This window comes from Micromonospora sp. SL1-18 (genome assembly GCF_047921505.1).
GTDB lineage: Bacteria > Actinomycetota > Actinomycetes > Mycobacteriales > Micromonosporaceae > Micromonospora.
Genome location: NZ_JBLROA010000051.1, coordinates 1 through 19,008 on the forward strand (window position 1 = coordinate 1; position 19,008 = coordinate 19,008).

Consider the following 19,008-nt stretch of genomic DNA (forward strand, 5'->3'; position numbering starts at 1 on the left):
GACGGTCAGGCGGGCAAGCGTCCGGAGGGACACGCGCCAACGGACCGGAAGCTGCCCCGCGCAGCACACCGGCACCAGAACGTGACCACGATCAGCACACCCACCACCGGCCACCAGCCACGAGGAGCAGCACTGGGCGCAGGATTCCATCTCCACGCCCACGCCTCCCCACCACGGTGGGAAACGATCCCGGAAACTGATTCCGACCCAGGATCGCTAAGCTAATCAGAGACGCTTTCCCGGCAAGGCTCCCACCCCGCCTCAGCCGGGGCGGCGAGCGCCGGCGTAGGCCATGTTCGACAGCCTCTCCATCCGAACCACGTCACCGGTGTGCGGGGCGTGGACGACCAGTCCGTTGCCTACGTACATGCCCATGTGATGCAGGTCGGAGTAGAAGAAGACGAGGTCGCCCGTACGGAGGTTGGCCTTGCTCACCGGCGCGCCCTCGTTCCACTGGGCGCCCGTGTAGTGGGTCAGGCTCACTCCCCCTGCCTTCCAGGCGTACTGGGTCAGCCCGGAGCAGTCGAAGGAGCCCGGGCCGTTGGCAGCCCACACGTACGGCTTGCCGATCTGAAGGCAGGCGACCTTCGCCGCGATGCCGGCACGGCCGCTGATCGCGACGGCCGGGCACTGGCCTCCGATGAACAGCGAGCTGGTCGACTTGATCGGCGCCGTGCTGGACGCGGTGGCGGCGGCGCGGGCGTCGGCCGCGGCCTTGGCAGCGGCGGCCTTGGCGGCCGCTGCCTTGGCGGCGGCGTCCGCCTCGGCTGCGGCGAGCTGCTGCTGCATCGCCTGTAGCCGCTTGATTTCCGCGTCGATCGTCTTCTTCTTGGCGGCGAGGTCGGCCTGCTGGCGCTCCTGTCGCGCGATCAGCGTGTCGATCGCCTGCTTCTCGGCGTTGTACGTCGCCTGCTGGCTGGACAGGGAGGTGATCTGTCGCTGTTCCGAGTTTGCCAGGCGGTCCAACATCGTCAGGTTGTCCGCCAACGCCGTCGGCGAGCCTTGTGACAGCAGTGCGTTGGCCGTGGAGACCGAGCCACCCTTGTAGTAGCGGATGGCGATCTCCTGGACGCGGCCCCTGGTGAGGTCCACCGTCTTACCAAGCGGCTCGATCTTCCCGGTCAGTTCGGCGGATTTCTTCTTGTTCACCGCCAGTTCGGCGCGGACCTTGTTGAACTGCTCGATCACCGGTTCGAGCTTCTCCCAGGCCGTGTCGATCTGCTTCTGCACCTCGGCGGCCGACGGGGGGGTGGCGTGCGCGTTGGCCGCCGGCAGGATGGCGATGACGGCCGCGGTCACGGCGGCGAGGATCCGGGTGAGCACACGTGATCGGGCCGACCGTGCAGGCAGGGGTACCACCGGGTTGGGCTCCTTCCACTCGGGCCGAGGCGGCCTTGGTGTAGCCACCTTGGCCGCTTGCCGGGTTCGCTGGCGGTTGGGCGTGGCAGGCGCCCTACCGCTGTTGCACCCAAATGGAGCAGTGGTGCCCGGCTCGCCTGGCGGACGCTTGATTACGCCCGGCGATTCGGCGGTTACCGTCCCGGGCCTCAAGGGTGGGACCGGGACGGACGCTGACCGACCCTAGGGAAGGCGACCTGAACAAATCAAGGCAGCGCTAGCGCCCAATTCGCCTTGCTGTCAGCCGGGCACAGTCTGTATCGGCGTGGCGCTGACCTCGTATTTCCTACAAAGGGGGGTCACAGCGGGTATGTCTGGGCCACCGCGAGCATCTCGGAGCTGTGCGAGCCGACGATGCCCACGTCGGGCGGGCGGGGGCGGAAGCCGGGGATGCCGGCCAGGCCGTCGCTGGCGTCCATCGCCCGCAGCCGCAGCTCGTTGCCGCTGGCGTCGAAGGTCAGGTCGAACTCGACCCCCTCTGACGGCGGCGCATGGAAGATGAACCCCGATGCCCGCACGCCGTCGAGGTCGACCGGTTGCCCGGCGACGGTCGCCGCAAGCAGCCCCGCACTGCCCAGCGCGTCGCCGTTGAGGTGCAGCGAGAGCAGGCGGACCGGCCGTTGCGGCACCACCCGTACCCGGATCCGCCGGTTCCCGTTGGCCGTCTCGGTGTCGGAGAGCACCTCGACCTTCGGGGCAGGCAGGTTCGCCCGCGGGGCGGGGCCGGCACGCAGCTCACCGTCGCCAAGGCCGGGGAACTTGTTCGACACGTCGACCGTGCCGCTCACGTAGCCGTCGGTCCAGGGCTGCGGGTCGTCCTCGCGGCTGAGCCACTGCGCCTTCCCGGTGTCCGCGTCCAAGGCGTACATCAGGTGGGTGGGCACGGGGTGGGCGGCGTCGAAGCGGTCCACGGCCAGGCCGACCCCGGCGAGCACCACGGCGGCGAGCCCGGCTGCGGCGGTCGGCAGCGTGCCCAGCCGGCGGGCCCGCAGCGCCGCCAGGCCGCGCTGGCCGCCGGCCTGCGGGTGCAGCAGGTCGACCACCGGCAGCGCGGCCAGCCCGAGCAGCACCGCGAATAGCGCGGCCACCCCGCCCATCGCCATGCCGAGCGCCGGGAAGAGCAGCACCACGGTGGGCAGCAGGACCACCACGGCCACCGCGCCGGCCAGGGCCACCGCGACCACCGGCCACGGGCCGTCCAGCCGGGTGGCCAGCGCCGCCAGCCCGGCGAGCGCGCCGGCCAGGGCGGGCAGGCTGGTCAGGTATGCCCCACCGGGCATGTCAGCGACGAGCAGCACCCCGAACAGGGCCAGCCAGGCCAGCCCGCCGAAGGCGAGGGCGGCCGGGCCGACCCGGCGGCGGGTCAGCGCGTACCAGGTGAAGAGGACCGCGGCGGCGAGCGCCACCACGGCGAGCCGGTACCAGACCGGCCGGTACGGGTCGAGCAGCTCGGCGTACCCGGGGCGGACCGCGGTGATCGCGGTCCAGAGCAGCCACGCGCCCAGCGGGGCAACCACGATCGGCACCAGGGCCAGCCCGACGCCGGCGGTGAGCCGGCCGGCGGTGGCCCGGCCGCGCCGGACCAGCAGCCAGCCGAGCAGGCCGACCGTGACCAGGGCGGCCAGCGCCAGCGGCAGGGTGAGCCAGCCGGGGTAGCGGACCAGGCCGCCCGGCACCGGGAAGTAGGTGGCGTCGTGGCTGGAACCGAGCTTCGTCAGGTCGGTCCGGCCGAACTCGCGGGCCAGGCCGAGCGCGTTGTCGCCGTGCATCTGCAGGCTGCCCCGGTCCATCGCCGCCGGGACGTCCAGTGGCGTGTGGTAGACCGCGCCCCCGTCGATGTACGCCGAGTTCAGGCCGACGAAGTCGTGGCCCAGGAAGGCGGTGAAGTCGGTGTCGTTCGGCAGGGCCCGGTAGATCTCCACGGCGAACGACGTGCCGACCGGGTGCGGGGCGGCCCGGCCGAAGACGTCCACCAGCTTCGCGTTGTTCCGGGACGTCTCGAACATGATCACCGGGCCGGTGCTGCCCCGCGCCTCCAGGTTGAGCACCACCCCGCCGTCCCGGGCCAGCGGGTGGCTCGCGGCGAACCCGGAGGCGCCGCACAGGCACGCCTCCTCGGCGTCGGTGAGCACGAAGACGACGTCGTTGCGCGGGCGCGGACCGGCGGTGAGCGCCCGGGCCACCTCCAGAATGCTGGCGGTACCGGCGGCGTCGTCGTTGCCGCCCGGCCCGGACTGCACCGAGTCGTAGTGGGCCACCAGGAAGACCCGCCCGGCCGAATCGGTGCCGGGCAGCCGGGCCACCACGTTGCGTACGCGGGCCAGGGTCGCCCCGCCGGCGGCCCCGCTGAGCTGCCCGGCCTCCGGGGCGACGGTGTCCTGCACCTCGGTCTCCAGGCCGAGCCCGCGCAGCACACCCACGACGTGCTCCCGGACCTGGTCGTTGGACACACTGCCGGCCACGTGCGGCCGGGCCGCGATGACCTTGACATTTTGGTACGCCCGCTCGGCGCTGAACTGCTCCCTCGGTGCGTCGGCGGGGCGCGGCGCCGGGGTGGCCAGGTCGACCAGGACGCCCGCGCCGACCGCGAGCAGCGCGGCGAGCGCGCCGACGGCGGCGGGCAGCCGGCGGCGCGGCCGGGCCAGCGCGCGGTCGGCGGGGCGGGCCGGGGGTACGCCCACTCGGAGCTCCTCGGGGTGGTCGGGGTGGCACCATCCTGCACCTGAACAGGCCCGTGCGCCGCCCCTGAGCATGTTGTGTGCGACTGTTGTCTGATACAGGATCGGCAGGACGCTCGAAAGGAATCCGACATCACCAGCGAACTCCCGCGTCTCGCGGCGGTGGCCCGGCCGCACCGGGGGCCCGACGTGGCCGGTCGGCCCGTTGTGCCCCGGGCCGCCGTGCCGGGTGGCATCGCGCACGCCACCAACCTGCCGCCCGGCGAGCGGCTGCGGGTGCTGCTGGTTGAGGACGACGAGGGCGACGCCTTCCTGGTCGGCGAGCTGCTCGCCGAGACCAATGCGATGATCGAGCTACTGGTCGCCACCAGTCTCAGCGAGGCCCGGCAGCGGGTGGCGGGGGTCGACTGCGTCCTGCTCGACCTGGGCTTGCCCGACGCACAGGGCCTGGACGGGCTGCGCCGGGCGCTGGAGATGGCCAGCGGGGCCGCGGTCTGCGTACTCACCGGCCGCACCGACGAGCACCTGGGCGTCGTCGCGGTCGCCGAGGGCGCCCAGGACTACCTGGTCAAGGGCCAGGTCGATGGGGTCCTGCTGGCCCGCGCCCTGCGCTATGCGGTGGAACGCAAGCGGGCCGACGAGAACACCCGCCGGCTGCGCGAGGTGGAGCTGCGCCAGGCCGAGTCCGCCCGCCTGGAGCGGGGCCTGCTGCCGCAGCCGCTGATGACCAGCGACCAGGTGTCGGTGCACACCTTCTACCGTCCCGGCCGGCACGCCGCCCTGATCGGCGGCGACTTCTACGACGTGGTGCAGACCCGGCCGGACCGGATCGACCTGATCGTCGGTGACGTCTGCGGCCACGGCGTGGACGAGGCCGCCCTCGGCGTCGAACTGCGAGTCGCCTGGCGGGCGCTGATCCTGGCCGGGGTGCCGGACGACGAGGTGCTGCCCGCCCTGGAACAGGTGCTGATGAGCGAGCGCCGGCTTCAGGAGATCTTCGCCACGGTGGCGACCATCCGCCTCGACCTGGCGGCCGGCCGGGCCACCGTGCGACTCGCCGGTCATCCGCCGCCGCTGCTGCTCAGTGGCGGTCAGGTCGCCCCGGTGCCCGCCAAGGGTGGCCGGCTGCTCGGCGTACGACCGCGCCGGCCGGCGGCCTTCGAACTGGAGTTCGACACCGACGACTGGTCCCTGCTGATGTACACCGACGGCCTGATCGAGGGCCGGGTGGGCACCGGTGACGACCGGCTCGACGTGCCCGGGCTCACCGGCCTGCTCGCCGACCCGGCCAGCCAGGCGGTGCCGCTGGCCGAACTGCCGGCCTGGCTGGTTGGCCGGGCCGAGCAGATGAACGGTGGCCCGCTCGCCGACGACGTGGCGACGCTGCTGATCAGCCGGGGTGGTGGCCGGTGAAAGCGGATCGGCCAGGGCGGTGGCCGGTGAACGCGGGTTGGCCGGGCTGGACCCTGCGGCACCGGGTGGCCGCGCTGCTCACCGTGGTCCTGGTGCTGCTGCTCGGGCTGGCGACGGCCGAGGCGCTGGTTGCCGAGAAGAACCGACAGAACGTCGAGGCGGTCCTGGTCAAGAGCGGTCCGCTGCGCGTGCAGGGCCAGGAGTTGCTGAGCGCCCTGCTCGACCAGGAGACCAGCGTCCGCGGGTACGCGGTGAACGGCGACCGCAAGGACCTCGCCCCGTACAAGACGGGCCTGGAGCGGGAGCGGGACACCGTCGCCTCGATGCGCGACCTGGCCGGCGACTACCCGGACATGCTGCGCGCGCTGATGGTCGTCGAGGAGCGTGCGGCGCAGTGGCGGGCGAAGGTCGCCCTGCCGGTGATCAGCACGACCGAACGCAGCGGCCCGGAGGCCGGGCAGGCGCTGATCACCGACCAGACCCGGCAGCAGTTCGACGACGTCCGGGACTCGATCGACACGCTTCAGAACGAGATCCTCATCGTCGGGCAGCAGGCCGCCGGTCGGGTCAAAGAGACCAGCAACGTGTTGGTGGTGCTGCTGATCGCCGCCGCCACGGTCGTGGCGGTGGCCGGCGCGGTCATGCTGCTCTCCCTGGACCGGATGCTGTTCCGGCCGGTGGCCGCCCTCGTCGGCCAGGTGCGCGAGGTCGCCGCCGGCGACTACCTGCATCACATCGAGGGCTCCGGGCCGCCCGAGCTTCGCCGGCTCGCCGACGACATCGACGGCATGCGGCAGAAGATCGCCGAGGACCTGGAGGAGGTACGCCAGGCCCGGGAGCGTATCGAGTGGGTCAACAACCAGCTGCAGAAGCAGGCCGAGGAGCTGACCCGCTCCAACCGTGACCTGGAGCAGTTCGCCTACGTCGCCTCCCACGACCTGCAGGAGCCGCTGCGCAAGGTGGCCAGCTTCTGCCAGCTCCTCCAGCGGCGGTACGCGGGCCAGCTCGACCAGCGTGCCGACCAGTACATCGCGTTCGCCGTCGACGGCGCGCAGCGGATGCAGCGGTTGATCAACGACCTGCTGGCGTTCTCCCGGATCGGCCGCCTCACCACCGGCTTCACCGAGTTCGGCCTGGACAAGGTGATGGGTGACGTGGCCGCGCAGACCGAGGCCGCCCGCCAGTACGCCGACGCCGAGCTGACCTGGGACCAGCTGCCGGTGATCCGCGGTGAGGAGGCGCTGCTGACCAACCTGCTGGCCAACCTGGTCAACAACTCGATCAAGTTCCGCCGGCCGGACGTGCCGTCCAGGGTGCACGTGTCGGCCCGGCTGGTCGACGACGAGTGGGAGATCACCTGCCGGGACAACGGCATCGGGATCGAGCCGGAGTTCGCCGACAAGATCTTCGTCATCTTCCAGCGGCTGCACTCCAGGGACGCGTACCCGGGCACGGGCATCGGGCTGGCCATCGTCAAGAAGATCGTGGAGTATCACGGCGGCCGGGTCTGGGTGGACACCGGCACCGAGGAGGGCACCGCGATCCGGTTCACCCTGCCCGCGCTGTCGGAGGACGTCGCGGCGTCGCGGGCCGTGGACGATGGCGAGCCGGCGGCCGGTGAGGAGTCGACCGGGGACGCGGCGGCGACCGGGGACGGTGCGGCGGCGCCCGTCGGTCGGCAGCCGGACGGCGCGGTGCGGGAGGAGATGCCCGAGGGGACCACCCGAGGCGGTACAACGGGTGGCATGAAGGAGACTGTGGGATGACCGTGCCGGCGGACGGTAAGAGCCCGATCGAGGTCCTGCTGGTCGAGGACGACCCGGGCGACGTGCTGATGACCCAGGAGGCGTTCGAGGAGCACAAGCTCCGCAACCGCCTCACGGTGGTCTCGGACGGTGCCGAGGCGCTCGCCTACCTGCGCCGCGAGGGCCAGTACGCGGACGCGGTCACCCCCGACCTGATCCTGCTCGACCTCAACCTGCCCCGCCGGGACGGCCGGGAGGTGCTGGCGGAGATCAAGAAGGACGAGGAGCTCTGCCTGATCCCGGTCGTGGTGCTCACCACCTCGCAGGCCGACGAGGACATCCTGCGCAGCTACCAGTTGCACGCCAACGCGTACGTGACCAAGCCGGTGGACTTCGAACGCTTCATCTCCGTGGTCCGTCAGATCGACGAGTTCTTCGTCAGCGTGGTCAAGCTGCCGCCACGTGGCTGATCCGCTGCTGGATGACGTCGGCGCGCTGCTGCGGGAGGTTGCGGCGGACGTCGTGGTGCCGATGTTCCGCCGGCTCGACGACGCCGACATCTCCGAGAAGGCCCCGGGCGAGGTGGTCACCGTCGCCGACCGGCGGGCGGAGGAACTGATCTCCGCCGGGCTGCGCCGGCTGCGCCCCGGCTCCGTGGTGGTCGGCGAGGAGGCGGTCGCCGAGGATCCGGATCTGCTGCGGCATCTGCGCGGCACCGGCGATGTGTGGCTGGTCGACCCGGTCGACGGCACCGCCAACTTCGCCGCCGGCCGGCGGCCGTTCGCCCTGATGACGGCGCTGCTGACCGACGGTGAGCCGGTGGCCTCCTGGGTGTACGACCCACTGGACGCGACCATGGCGGCGTGCCGCGCCGGCGCCGGCACCCGGCTGGACGAAACCACGGTACGCACCACCGGGCCGGTGCCGGAGGTGGGCGCGCTGCGGGGCGTCGTGAACTCCCGGTTCCTGCCGCCGGAGATCCGGCGGACCGTGGAGGCGGGCGGCCGGCGGATCGGTGAGCTGCTGCCCGGCCAGCACTGCGCCGGCCGGGAGTACCTGGACATGCTGACCGGCGCGCAGCAGTTCGTTCTCTTCTGGCACACCCTGCCCTGGGACCACGCGCCCGGGACCCTGCTCGTACGGGAGGCGGGCGGGGTGGCCCGCCGCTTCGACGGGACCGACTACCATCCGGCCGACGACCGGGGCCTGCTGGTCGCGTCCAGCCCGGAGATCTGGGACGAGGTCCGGGCGGCGCTGCTGGAGGGTTGAGCCGGCCCTCCGGCTCGCGTTCCGCGACGGGCCTGGCACGCTGCGTCGAAGATCGGTGCCGGCCGAGTTCGGGGGCCTGGCGTGGCGCGCGTGGTCCGGTATCGTGACCGGCGGTCTTCGCCAGCAGGCCGCCGTCCGGGGCCGGCGGAGCCGCCGCCGCGTAGGGGTCAACCGGGGGCCGGCGGTCGACGGAAGGACGCTCTCGTGCCCAGGACCAGGCTCATCCGCCGGCCGCTGCTCGCCCTGCTCGCCGCGGCGGCCCTGCTGCTCGGCGCCGGCCTCGCCCCCTCCAGGCCCGCCCTCGCCGCACCCCCGAACGCTCCGAACGAGGGTGGCAGCAAGCAACTGCGGGAGGCCCTCGAAGCGGCGGCGAAGGGTCACATCGAGGCCAAGGCGCGGCTCGACAACTCGAAGCGCCGGCAGTCCGCCCTGACCGGGCAGCTCAAGCAGCTCGAGCTGCGCCTGGTCGAGCTGACCGCGCAGGTGGGCGAGGTGGCCGCGCAGTCGTACCGGCTGGGCCGGCTGACCCCGGTGTCGGCGCTGCTGGCCAGCTCCGACCCGAACTCGTTCCTCCAGCGTGCGGCCGAGCTGGACGTGATGGCCCAGCGGGACAACAAGCGGCTGCGCGACCTGAACGAGGCGAAGGCCGAGGCCGGCCGGGCCAAGGTGGCCATCGACACGGAAGTCCGCGAGCAGCGGAAGCAACTCGCGATCCTGGCGAAGAAGAAGCGGGACGCCGAGATCGCGTTGGCCAAGGTCAGCTCGGGCAGCGGCGCCGGCTTCAGCGGCGGCTCCGGGTCGGCCAAGCCCGCCCCGCGCAACTCCGATGGCTCGTGGCCGTCGGAGTCCTGCTCGGTGAACGACCCGACGCCGGCCGACGGTTGCATCACTCCACGCACGTTGCACATGCTCCAGCAGGCCAAGGCGGCCGGCTACAAGCGGTACGTCTCCTGCCACCGCAGTGGTGGCGGCGGCGAGCACCCGAAGGGGCGGGCGTGCGACTTCGCCGCAGCCACCGGCGGCTTCGAGGACCGCTCGGCCACCGGCGGCGACAAGGCGTACGGGGACAGCCTCGCCAGCTACCTCAAGAACAACGCGAGCAAGCTCGGTGTCATGTACGTGATCTGGTATCGGCAGATCTGGATGCCGAACACTGGCTGGCGTTCGTACAGCGGCGGCGGCAGCCCGGCCGCCGACCACACAAACCATGTTCATGTCTCCATGTATTGATCCGCCTACCGTGCTGGTTGCGTAGCATCGCGACGGTGAGCAGCACATCGTCCGACGTCGTGGTGGAACCGGCACCGAGCGCGTGGGCCCCGCGGGCCCTGCCGAACGGGCTGGCCGCGTTCCTGGTCTTCCTCTCCAGCGGGGCCGTGCTGGTGCTGGAGACCGTCTCGCTCCGGCTGGTCGGCCCGTACGTCGGGGTGACCCTCCAGGTCACCAGCTCGGTCATCGGCATGGCGCTGGGCGCGATCGCGTACGGGGCGTGGATGGGCGGGTGGCTGGCCGACCGGCGGGACCCGCAGGGTCTGCTCGCCCCGGCCCTGGTGCTGGCCGGCATCGCCACCGCGGTCACCCTCCCCGTCGTCCGGTACGCCGGCGAGGCGCTGCGCGGCGGCGCGACGAGCGCGGTGCTGCTGCTGACCGCGTTGGCGGTGCTGGTGCCGGCGGGGCTGCTCGCCGCGATCACCCCGCTGGTGGTCAAGCTCCAGCTCGCCGACCTGCGCCGGACCGGGCAGGTGGTCGGGCGGCTCTCCGGCATCGGCACCCTGGGCGGCATCACGGCCACCCTCGTCACCGGCTTCGTGCTGGTGGCGGCGCTGCCCAGCACGGTGATCGTGCTGGGGCTGGCGGCGGTGCTGGGCGTGACCGGGCTGGCGCTCGGGGCGTACCTGCGGCGGCGGGCGGGGACCGGGCTGCCCGGTCCGGCCCGGGGCAAGGCCGCCCTGGCGGTGGTCGGCCTGGCCGCGGCGGGACTCTCCGCGGTCGCCCCGAACCCGTGCGACGTGGAGACGGCGTACCACTGCGCGAAGGTGGAGACGGACCCGCAGTGGACCGAGGGCCGCTACCTCTACCTCAACTCGGCGCAGCACTCGTACGTCAACCTCGCCGACCCGACGCACCTGAAATACGCGTACACCCAGTGGATCGGCCTGGTGGCGGACGTCGCCGCGCCGCCGCGGCAGCGGCTGGACGCCCTGCACCTGGGCGGCGGCGGTTTCACCATGCCGCGCTACCTCACCGCCACCCGCCCCGACACCGACAACCTGGTCTTCGAGATCGACGGCGGGCTGGTCGACCTGGACCGGCGGGAGCTGGGCGTGCGCACCGGGCCGCGGCTGCGCGCCAAGGTCGGTGACGCCCGGGTGCTGCTCGGCGCCGAGCCCACCGACAGCCGTGACTTCATCGTCGGCGACGCCTTCGGCCACCTGGTCGTGCCCTGGCACCTGGCCACCCGGGAGATGGCCGCGGAGATCCGCCGGGTGCTCCGGCCGGGCGGGATCTACGTGCAGAACGTCATCGACATGCCGCCGGACCGTTTCATCCGGGCCGAGTTGGCCACCGTCAAGGCCGAGTTCCGGCACGTCGCGCTGATCGCCCCGCCGGGCGCGATCGCCGGGCAGCACAGTGCGAACTTCCTGATCGTCGCCTCGGACGCGCCGCTTCCGCTGGCCGGGGTCCAGGACCGGCTGGGCCTGCTGCCCGAGTCGGCCGTCCTGCTGCATGACGCGGAACTGACCGAGTTCGTCGGGGACGCGCTGGTGCTCACCGACGACTACGCCCCGGTGGACCAACTGCTGGCGGCCACCTGAAAGGGTGACTTTCTGGCCGACTCCCGCCCAGGAGGTGTACGGCGGCCGGCGGCGGGCAAAAGCACCGACCATGGGTGCATCGGCCAGGAGCGGCGCACAGCTGCTGGGTGAGCGGTACCGGCTGATCGAGCAGCTCGGTGCGGGCGGCATGTCGGTGGTCTGGCGCGGCTACGACGAGGTGCTCGGCCGCCAGGTGGCGGTCAAGGTGCTCGCCTCGCGGCTCGCCAGCGACAAGGCGTTCCGGCACCGGATCCGGGTCGAGGCGCAGGCCGCCGCCCGGCTCTGCCACCCCAACATCACCAATGTGTACGACTACGGCGAATCCGAGCAGGCCGGGCTGACCGTGCCGTACGTGGTGATGGAGCTGGTCGACGGCGGCCCGCTGAGCAGCCGGCTCGGCCGTGGCGGGCGGCTGCCCTGGCGGGAGGCGGTGGCCATCGGCGCGGAGGTGGCGTCGGCGCTGGCCACCGCGCACGCCCGGGGAGTGGTCCACCGGGATGTCACCCCGGGCAATGTCATGCTCACCCCGACAGGGGTGAAGGTGGTCGACTTCGGCATCTCGGCGCTGGTGGGGGAGAGCGACAAGGGCCCGGACGGCGCCCTGCTCGGCACCCCCGCCTACCTGGCGCCGGAGCGGCTGGACGACGGCCAGGTTTCCCCGGCCACCGATGTGTACGCGGTCGGCCTGCTGCTGTACCGGATGCTCACCGGGCGGCTGCCCTGGCAGGCCGGCACCACCACCGAGATGCTCCGGGCGCACATGTACCGCGACCCGGACCCGATGCCCCCGGTGGCCGGGCTTCCCGACGAGGTCGAGGCGCTGGTCCAGTGCTGCCTCGCGAAGCGCCCCGGGGACCGCCCCGCGACCGCCGAGGCGGCCCGTACGCTCGCCGACGCGGCCGGGATCGCGGCGATCATGCCGGTCTCCCCGGCACTCGGCCGGTTCGACCCGGCGCTGGTGGAGAACGCCGGGACCACCATCCTGCCCTGGTCGACGGAGACCGACGCGTTGCCCTTCTCCGCCCTGCGTACCCGTACCCGCCGGGCCGCTGTCCGGCGGCGCCGGGTGGAGGCCGGGGTGGCCGCCGCCGGACTGGTCGCGGTGACCGCCGTGATGTGGGGGGTGACCTCGAGGAGCCCGGCCAGTGGCGGCGTCGGGCCGACCGAGGCCCGGATGGGGCTGCCGCAGCCGGCGCCCTGTGCGGTGGACTACGCGCTGCGCCGCGACTCCGGCAAGGACTTCACCGCTGACCTGACCCTCACCAACACCGGTGGCCTGGAGCTGCGTGACTGGACGATGAGCTTCACGTTCCCCGGCCGGCAGACGGTCACCGAGGCCCAGCCCGCGGTACGCCAGCAGGGGCGGACCGTGGTGCTTGAGGCGCCGGCCACGGACGCCGCGCTGGCTCCCGGAGCGTCGAAGAAGGTCTCGTTGACCGGCTACTACACCGGCGGCAACCCACTGCCGGTCGAGTTCAAGGTCGGTGAAAGCACCTGCGGCGTGCAGGTGTCCGGGGTGGCCGGTTCGGCGCCGACCACCGCCCCGACGCCCAGGGCAGCGGTGACCAAGGCACCGGCGAAGAGCACCACGGCGAAGAGCGGTGGCGGCCGGGTCAAGCCAGAGAAGCCAGAGAAGCCGAAGAAGCCGAAGCCGCCGGAGAAGCCCGGCAAGGGTAAGGGCAAGCAGAAGTGACGCTCAGCCCGGCGTGGCGAAGCGCTGCAGCTGGTCGATGCTGCCCTCCACAATGAGCACGCTCTCGGGTTGCAGCACCGTGTCCGGGCCGGCGTAGCGGAACCGCTCGCCGGGGGGCTTCGCGCCGACCACCATCACCCCGTAGCGGTCCGCCGGGCTCAGGTCGCGCAGCCGCCGCCCCACGAGCGTTTTCGGTATCCGTACCTTGGCGATCGCGAAGTCGTCGCCGAACTCGACGAAGTCGAGCATCTTGCTGACGATCAGGTGCGCGACCCGCTCGCCGGTCTCCGCCTCCGGGAAGATCACGTGGTGCGCGCCCACCGAGTCGAGGATCTTCGCGTGCTGCTCCGAGGTGGCCCGGGCCCAGATCTGCGGGATATCGAGTTCGGTGAGGGCCAGCACGGTGAGTATGCTCGCCTCCACCGAGGCGCCGATGGCCACCACCACCCGCCGGAAGTCCGCCACGCCGAGCTGGCGCAGCGCGGACTCGTCGGTGGAGTCCGCCTGTACCACCCGGTCCAGCTGCGTCGACCAGTGCTGGACGCGCTCCAGATTGCGCTCGATGGCCAGTACGTCCTGATTCAGGTGGGCCAGCGAGCCGGCCAGACGCGAGCCGAACCGGCCCAGACCGATCACCGCGATGCCGCCGTCGTCCGTCTTCCTAGTGCGGTGTCCACCAACGTTCATCGGGTCTCCGATCCAATGTTGTGGATCCTCGCCGTGTGGGCGAGCGACTCCCCACCGTGTGGTGGGGTGGGCCTCCGCGGGCCAACTGATCCTCTCGCCACCGCGGGTGGGCGGCGGGGGTCACGCCGGGACCGGCCGGCACCGGGCAGGTGCCGGCCGACTCGACGGTGCGTGACCACCTCCGGCAGCACAACAGTTGCTGTGGGGGTGGTGGGTCCGCCGCCCGGGGTGCGGGTGGCGATGATGGCAGCCGCGATCAGGTCGCGGTGCCCAGAAAAGCCGCAGTGCGGGCAAAACAGCGTTCGCCCACGGGGTTTCGGTACCCGCCGCAGGCAGGCGGGGCAGGTCGACGAGGTGCCGCGCTCGTTGACGGGGTCGACGACGATGCCCGCCAGGGTGGCCTTGTCTTTCAGGACTTGTAGTAGGCGGCCGATCTGCCACTGCCGCAACCGCAGGTTGTGCCGCCGCCCCGCGTCGATATCGAGCACCCCGCGCGGGTCCCCGACCTTGAGCACACCGACCCGCTGCTCTACCGCCCATGACACGACCATGCCGGCGGCTTCATGCTGGGCTTGGCGGACCCTGCGCCGATGCCGGCCTTCCACCAGCCGGGCGCGGCGGCGGTACTTTCGCCACCGTCGTGATCCCCGCTGGCCGGGTTTCGGGGCGCGGCGTGAGACGGCTCGGCGGCGGGTTTTGGTGTCGGCCAGGTGCATGCGGTGCTCGGCGCGGACCGCCCGCCCCGACACCAGCAGCCCTTCACGGTCCGGGCCGGCCACGGCATAGGGGTGGATGATCCCGAGATCCACGCCGGCCACCCGGCCTGGATCGGGCCCCTCACCGGGTGGATATACCGCCACCGGGACTTCGGCGGTGATGTCGAGGAACAGCCGGCCGCCCTCACACAGCAGGGTGACCGACCGGGTCTGCTCGACTGGATACGGCACCTCTCGCGCCAACCTCACCGACAATGGTGGGGCGCCCTGCGCCGTGGGGATGCGTACTCGACGCCCGTCGATGGTGAAGGTGTCGTGGTACCAGCGCACCGGCATCAGCGCACGGCGTCGGCGCGGGAACCGCGCTGACGAGTCGCCATCCTTACGGCGTTTCGCCGCCGCGAACCACGCGTCCGAGAACCGGCGCAACACTGACCGGGCACCCGCCGAGTCCAGTTCACCGAACGTGCCCGGGCCCGATCCGGACAGCTCCCGGCACAGCGCCTGGTATCCCGTCAGCGGAGTGTCGTGGCGGCGTCGCCGCCATGCGTTGATTTCGAGTACGCACGCCCACACGTCACCGGCCGAGCGCAGCAGTCCGAAACACCGCCGCCGCTGCCCCGCCGTCACCCGGACAGCGACCCGCGCCGTGCGATGAACGACCCGAGGTGCGGCAGGATCCCGACGGCGAGGCACGAACCAAACCCAACACCACCGGTACGACAAATCTCGGCGGCGGCCAACCGGGCGAAAGTTAGTGGGCACGGACCTAGCCGACAATGGGTTGCTCCTCCGGGTAGCGGTACAGGCGCCGTCGGGTGTTCAACGCGATCGCGGACCCGAGGGTGAGCGGGCCGACCCGGCCGATGTACATGAGCGCGGTCAGCAGGTACTGGCCGGGTGGCTTCAGCTCGGCGGCGAGTCCGGTGGTCAGGCCGGTGGTGCTGAACGCGGACGTGACGTCGAAGAGCGCGGCGTAGTAGCGGACGTGCTCGGTCAGCACGATCACCACGACCGTGCCGGCGACGACCACCGCCACGCTGAGTAACGCCACGGTCAACGCCTGCCGCTGGCTTGCGGTGGCGACCCGCCGGCCGCCCACCGTCACGTCCGCCTCGCCGCGCAGCTCGGCCCAGATGACAAAGGCGAGCAGGAAGAACGTGGAGACCTTGATCCCGCCGGCGGTGCTGGCGCTGCCGCCGCCGATGAACATCAGCACGATCAGCAGCGGGAAGCTCTCCTCGCCGAGCCGGGCGACGTGGATCACGTCGAAGCCGCCGGTGCGGCTCAGCGCGATCTGGGTGAACGAGGCCAGCACCTTCCCCGGTACGCCGAAGGTGCCGACCGTGGCGGGGTTGCGCCACTCGTTTAACAGCAGGGCGGCGGAGCCGAACAGGATCAGCGCGACGCTGCCCCAGATGGTCAGCTTGGTCGCGACCGCCCAGTGGCCAGGCCGCCGCCAATCCCGCACCGCCTCGAAGAGTGCCGGGAAGCCCAGCCCGCCGATGATCGCACCCAGGCCCAGCGGCAGCGCCACGAAGGGGTCGCGGGAGAAGCCGACCAGTCCGTCGGAGTAGAGGGCGAACCCGGCGTTGTTGAACGCCTGGATCGAATGGAACGCGGCGTACCACAGGGCCCGCCCCAGGGAATAGTCGTAGGACAGCCACAACCGGCTGGCGATCACCGCCATCATCACCGCCTCGGTCGCGAAGACCGTCGCCGCGATCCGGGCCAGCAGCCAGCGGACGTCGCCGACGCCGTACTCGGCGGTCTCGGCCTGGACCAGCAGCCGGTTGCGTAGACCGAGCCGGCGGGAGACCACCAGGATCACCAGCGCCGCGCCGGTCAGGATGCCGATGCCGCCGACCTGGGTGAGCACGGTGATCATCGCCAGCCCGAAGTCGTTCCAGTAGTTCGGGGTGTCGTTGATCGCCATGCCGGTGACCGAGACGGCCGAGGTGGCGGTGAAGAGCGCGGTGACGAACGGGGTGAAGCGGTGGTGGCTGGTGGCCCAGGGCAACATCAGCAGGCCGGTGCCGAGCAGGATCACCGCCAGGAACCCGAACGGCACCAGCCGTACGGGACGACGGAGCAGACGGCGCACCACGTCATCTTCCGTCCCGAGATTCACCGGCAGGGCAGGAACCGACCAACTGATCGTGCCCCGGGACGTGAATGGATCGCCCGAGCGGATGTTGTCTTACAGCCGGGGCATCGGGCTAACGGGCAGTTGTCGGCGTTGGCTAGTCTCGATCAAGCGCCCGTTGATCACCGGGCCTCTGTCTGTAGTAGACATTGCCAAGCCATCCGTGGGGGAGATGCATGCGCAAAGCTATCCTGGCAGCACTGACCAGCGTCGCGATCGGGGCCACCGCCATCGTCGCGACCTCTTCGCCGGCTAACGCCGCCAGCGACTACTACTTGGCCATGACCGAGCAGTCCAGCAACCGGGTCATGGTGTGGAACCGGAACACCAGCTGGACCGACGCGAACCTGCGCTGGCAGTTCACGCCGGGCACCACAACCGGGGCGTGGGCCAACCTGTCCGATGTGAAGTTCCGGGACACGGCCTCGCACGGCATGATCGCGTTGGTCGCCGCCTCCGGCGGCAAGGCCGCGATCGTCCAGGTGAAGAGTGGCTCGAAGAAGGCCACCACCGCCAACATTCTCTGGCAGGCCACGCCGGGCGGGAACCCGCACGCGATCGAACGCATCCCGGGCAACGGGTCGGTCGTGGTCGCCAGCTCCAACGGGTACCTGACCCTGTACTCGCCGAGCAACGCGAACAAGCCGAGCACCCTCGCGAAGGTGCAGACCATTTCCTTCAAGGGTGCGCACGGGGCGCTCTACGACCCGACGCACAAGTTCCTGTGGGCGATCGGCGAGGGCAGGCTCACGCCGTTCAAAATCTCCGGCTCGGGCCGCAGCACCCGGCTGTCGGCCAAGAACGGCTACATCAGCCTCGGCACGTACAAGAACTCGGCCGGGAAGACCGTGCCGAACCTCGGCCACGACCTGCAGCCGTCGTACACGAACAAGGACACGCTCTTCATCACCCACACCAGCGGCGTCTACTCGGTCAACACCTGGTCCTTCCGGATGTTGAAGGAATCCGGTACCACCCGGGTGAAGGCGTACGTCAACCAGCGCGGCGGTGAGCGGGCCTGGATCCGCGGCGACAACAAGGGCTCGCGCCCCTGGGCGAGCCCCACGGTGCAGTTCTTCAACTCCGCCGGCAAGGCCACCACGACGAAGAGCCGCTCCGGGGCCCGGTTCTACAAGGTCCGGATCTGGACCACCGCGTTCGAGTAACGCACCCGCGACGAGACAGACCGAACAGAACGAAACAGACGAGGAGGTCGTGGCCTGGCCACGGCCTCCTCGTTTCTTGTCCCGGTGTCGGCTACGGCACCTGCTCGCGTGAATCGTTTACGCCATCAGGTCTGTAGGGAGTGCGGAACTTACTGCCCGGGCCGCTCGGCAACGTAGGTGCCGCGCCCCTGCTGACCGATGATCAGGTTACGGTCGTGCAGGATGACGAGCGCCCGGTAGGCGGTGTTGTTGCTGACGCCATAGGTGGCAGCCAGTTGACTCGTGGACGGCAGCTTGTCGCCCGGCTTCAGTTCGCCTGAGCTGATCTTTCCCGCTATGTCATCGACGATGCGCCGGAAAGAGGGCTGTGCTGTGGGCATGGTGAGGACTCCGGTTGGTTCGGCGTCTCCGATCATGCCCGACCTACTCCAGCATCTGCAATAAGTAGGCGCGCCGGCACAGAGGGCTAGACTCACGCCACTTAGTGGCGTAAGTTGCTCGGTGTCCGGCTCCGGTTGGTTCGGCAAGCCCTGGAGTTCGGACCCAGAGGTGGGCTCCGGGGTCGTACCGCCGACGAGGGCTGCGGTCGCGGGGCCGGCGGGTCGGCCCCGTCCCCTATCCGCGGGCCGGCCCGCCTTCCAGGGATCCGGCCTCGCGAGGGAGGGTGGCCATGCGCAACATGCTCAAGTTCCTACGACCGGCCGGGCGGGCGGCGGAGAGCCGACCGCCGAACGGCGGGTGGTACCGCTCGGCGTCCTGCGCGCCGCTGACCGCCGGGCAGATACGCGAGCGGCAGTTCCGCAACGTGCGGCGCGGAGTGCGCCGGTGAGCCGCGAACGTTTTGTCGTACACCTGCCGGTGCTCGCCACCGACCTGGAGGGTGCGCGCCGCTTCGCCCGCAGCATCTGTCGGGCGCTCGGTTTCCTGGCCGATGTGGACCGGAACGGGACCACCGTGTCGACCGAGGACGCCCAGTGCGTACGCCACTGGGTCTACTGCGACCGGCTGCTCGACGGCGGCCGGCGCTGCCCGCGCCCGACCGACCACGACGGCGCGTGCGACCAGGGCGGATAGCGGCGGCGATGGCGGGCCGCGACACACCGCCCGGCCTGTCGATGGTGGCCCGGGCCACCAGAATTCGACCGGGTTACGCGGCGGCGCCGAGAGTTGTAAGACAAGGCCATCCCACCGCGCATACTTGTGTGCTTCGGCCACATAGCTCGTGGGTGATGTCACTTCTAGCGTGAGCCGACAACTGCGTTCCCCCCTGTCCTCACCTGG

16 protein-coding genes are annotated in these 19,008 nt (G+C 71.4%); 10 read left to right on the forward strand and 6 right to left on the reverse strand.

Annotation, left to right across the window (positions count from 1 at the left end; genetic code table 11):
- Positions 1-261: 261 nt before the first annotated feature.
- Both ACNAW0_RS21925 and ACNAW0_RS21930 read right to left on the reverse strand, forming a co-directional pair.
- Positions 262-1,299, reverse strand: a complete 1,038-nt coding sequence (locus ACNAW0_RS21925) for an NlpC/P60 family protein (protein WP_416289827.1) — start codon at positions 1,297-1,299, stop codon at positions 262-264.
- A 398-nt stretch (positions 1,300-1,697) separates the two neighbouring features.
- A complete protein-coding gene (locus ACNAW0_RS21930; RefSeq protein WP_416289828.1) occupies positions 1,698-4,079 on the reverse strand; it encodes a M28 family peptidase in 2,382 nt (793 codons plus the stop codon).
- A 219-nt stretch (positions 4,080-4,298) separates the two neighbouring features.
- Here ACNAW0_RS21930 and ACNAW0_RS21935 point away from each other — a divergent pair, with 219 nt between their 5' ends.
- The 7 genes from ACNAW0_RS21935 to ACNAW0_RS21965 all read left to right on the forward strand — a co-directional run bounded on the left by ACNAW0_RS21935 (position 4,299) and on the right by ACNAW0_RS21965 (position 13,012).
- Positions 4,299-5,489 (forward strand): PP2C family protein-serine/threonine phosphatase, encoded by a 1,191-nt coding sequence (locus ACNAW0_RS21935; RefSeq protein ID WP_416289861.1) that lies wholly within the window; start codon positions 4,299-4,301, stop codon positions 5,487-5,489.
- Between the two features lie 26 nt (positions 5,490-5,515).
- Positions 5,516-7,255, forward strand: coding sequence for a sensor histidine kinase (locus ACNAW0_RS21940; protein WP_416289829.1), 1,740 nt, complete (start codon positions 5,516-5,518; stop codon positions 7,253-7,255).
- The gene (locus tag ACNAW0_RS21945; protein WP_416289830.1) at positions 7,252-7,704 is read left to right on the forward strand and encodes a response regulator; all 453 of its coding nucleotides are present in this window, start codon (positions 7,252-7,254) and stop codon (positions 7,702-7,704) included. Before ACNAW0_RS21940 ends, ACNAW0_RS21945 begins: the two co-directional genes overlap by 4 nt.
- Positions 7,697-8,503: an inositol monophosphatase family protein gene (locus ACNAW0_RS21950; RefSeq protein WP_416289831.1), complete on the forward strand. Its 807-nt coding sequence runs from the start codon at positions 7,697-7,699 to the stop codon at positions 8,501-8,503. The genes ACNAW0_RS21945 and ACNAW0_RS21950 overlap by 8 nt, the downstream gene beginning before the upstream one ends.
- A gap of 204 nt (positions 8,504-8,707) precedes the next feature.
- Complete coding sequence (locus ACNAW0_RS21955; RefSeq protein WP_416289832.1) at positions 8,708-9,733, forward strand: coiled-coil domain-containing protein; 1,026 nt, start codon at positions 8,708-8,710, stop codon at positions 9,731-9,733.
- Between the two features lie 35 nt (positions 9,734-9,768).
- The gene (locus ACNAW0_RS21960) at positions 9,769-11,319 is read left to right on the forward strand and encodes a fused MFS/spermidine synthase (RefSeq protein ID WP_416289833.1); all 1,551 of its coding nucleotides are present in this window, start codon (positions 9,769-9,771) and stop codon (positions 11,317-11,319) included.
- A gap of 70 nt (positions 11,320-11,389) precedes the next feature.
- The gene (locus ACNAW0_RS21965; protein ID WP_416289834.1) at positions 11,390-13,012 is read left to right on the forward strand and encodes a serine/threonine-protein kinase; all 1,623 of its coding nucleotides are present in this window, start codon (positions 11,390-11,392) and stop codon (positions 13,010-13,012) included.
- A 3-nt stretch (positions 13,013-13,015) separates the two neighbouring features.
- Here ACNAW0_RS21965 and ACNAW0_RS21970 read toward each other — a convergent pair whose 3' ends face one another.
- The 3 genes from ACNAW0_RS21970 to ACNAW0_RS21980 form a co-directional block, all read right to left on the reverse strand.
- Positions 13,016-13,699, reverse strand: a complete 684-nt coding sequence (locus ACNAW0_RS21970) for a potassium channel family protein (RefSeq protein ID WP_416289835.1) — start codon at positions 13,697-13,699, stop codon at positions 13,016-13,018.
- Positions 13,696-15,045 (reverse strand): RNA-guided endonuclease InsQ/TnpB family protein, encoded by a 1,350-nt coding sequence (locus ACNAW0_RS21975; RefSeq protein WP_416289836.1) that lies wholly within the window; start codon positions 15,043-15,045, stop codon positions 13,696-13,698. The genes ACNAW0_RS21970 and ACNAW0_RS21975 overlap by 4 nt, the downstream gene beginning before the upstream one ends.
- Positions 15,046-15,184: 139 nt before the next feature.
- The gene (locus ACNAW0_RS21980) at positions 15,185-16,519 is read right to left on the reverse strand and encodes a TrkH family potassium uptake protein (protein ID WP_416289837.1); all 1,335 of its coding nucleotides are present in this window, start codon (positions 16,517-16,519) and stop codon (positions 15,185-15,187) included.
- A gap of 218 nt (positions 16,520-16,737) precedes the next feature.
- On the opposite strand from ACNAW0_RS21980, the gene ACNAW0_RS21985 reads away from it, so the two are divergent.
- A complete protein-coding gene (locus ACNAW0_RS21985; protein ID WP_416289838.1) occupies positions 16,738-17,727 on the forward strand; it encodes a DUF6528 family protein in 990 nt (329 codons plus the stop codon).
- 149 nt (positions 17,728-17,876) lie between these two features.
- On the opposite strand, the gene ACNAW0_RS21990 is transcribed toward ACNAW0_RS21985, so the two are convergent.
- The gene (locus ACNAW0_RS21990; RefSeq protein WP_416289839.1) at positions 17,877-18,143 is read right to left on the reverse strand and encodes a GntR family transcriptional regulator; all 267 of its coding nucleotides are present in this window, start codon (positions 18,141-18,143) and stop codon (positions 17,877-17,879) included.
- 254 nt (positions 18,144-18,397) lie between these two features.
- On the opposite strand from ACNAW0_RS21990, the gene ACNAW0_RS21995 reads away from it, so the two are divergent.
- Together ACNAW0_RS21995 and ACNAW0_RS22000 are read left to right on the forward strand one after the other, a co-directional pair.
- Positions 18,398-18,556 (forward strand): hypothetical protein, encoded by a 159-nt coding sequence (locus ACNAW0_RS21995; protein ID WP_416289840.1) that lies wholly within the window; start codon positions 18,398-18,400, stop codon positions 18,554-18,556.
- Positions 18,553-18,801, forward strand: a complete 249-nt coding sequence (locus ACNAW0_RS22000; RefSeq protein WP_416289841.1) for a hypothetical protein — start codon at positions 18,553-18,555, stop codon at positions 18,799-18,801. The genes ACNAW0_RS21995 and ACNAW0_RS22000 overlap by 4 nt, the downstream gene beginning before the upstream one ends.
- Positions 18,802-19,008: the final 207 nt, after the last annotated feature.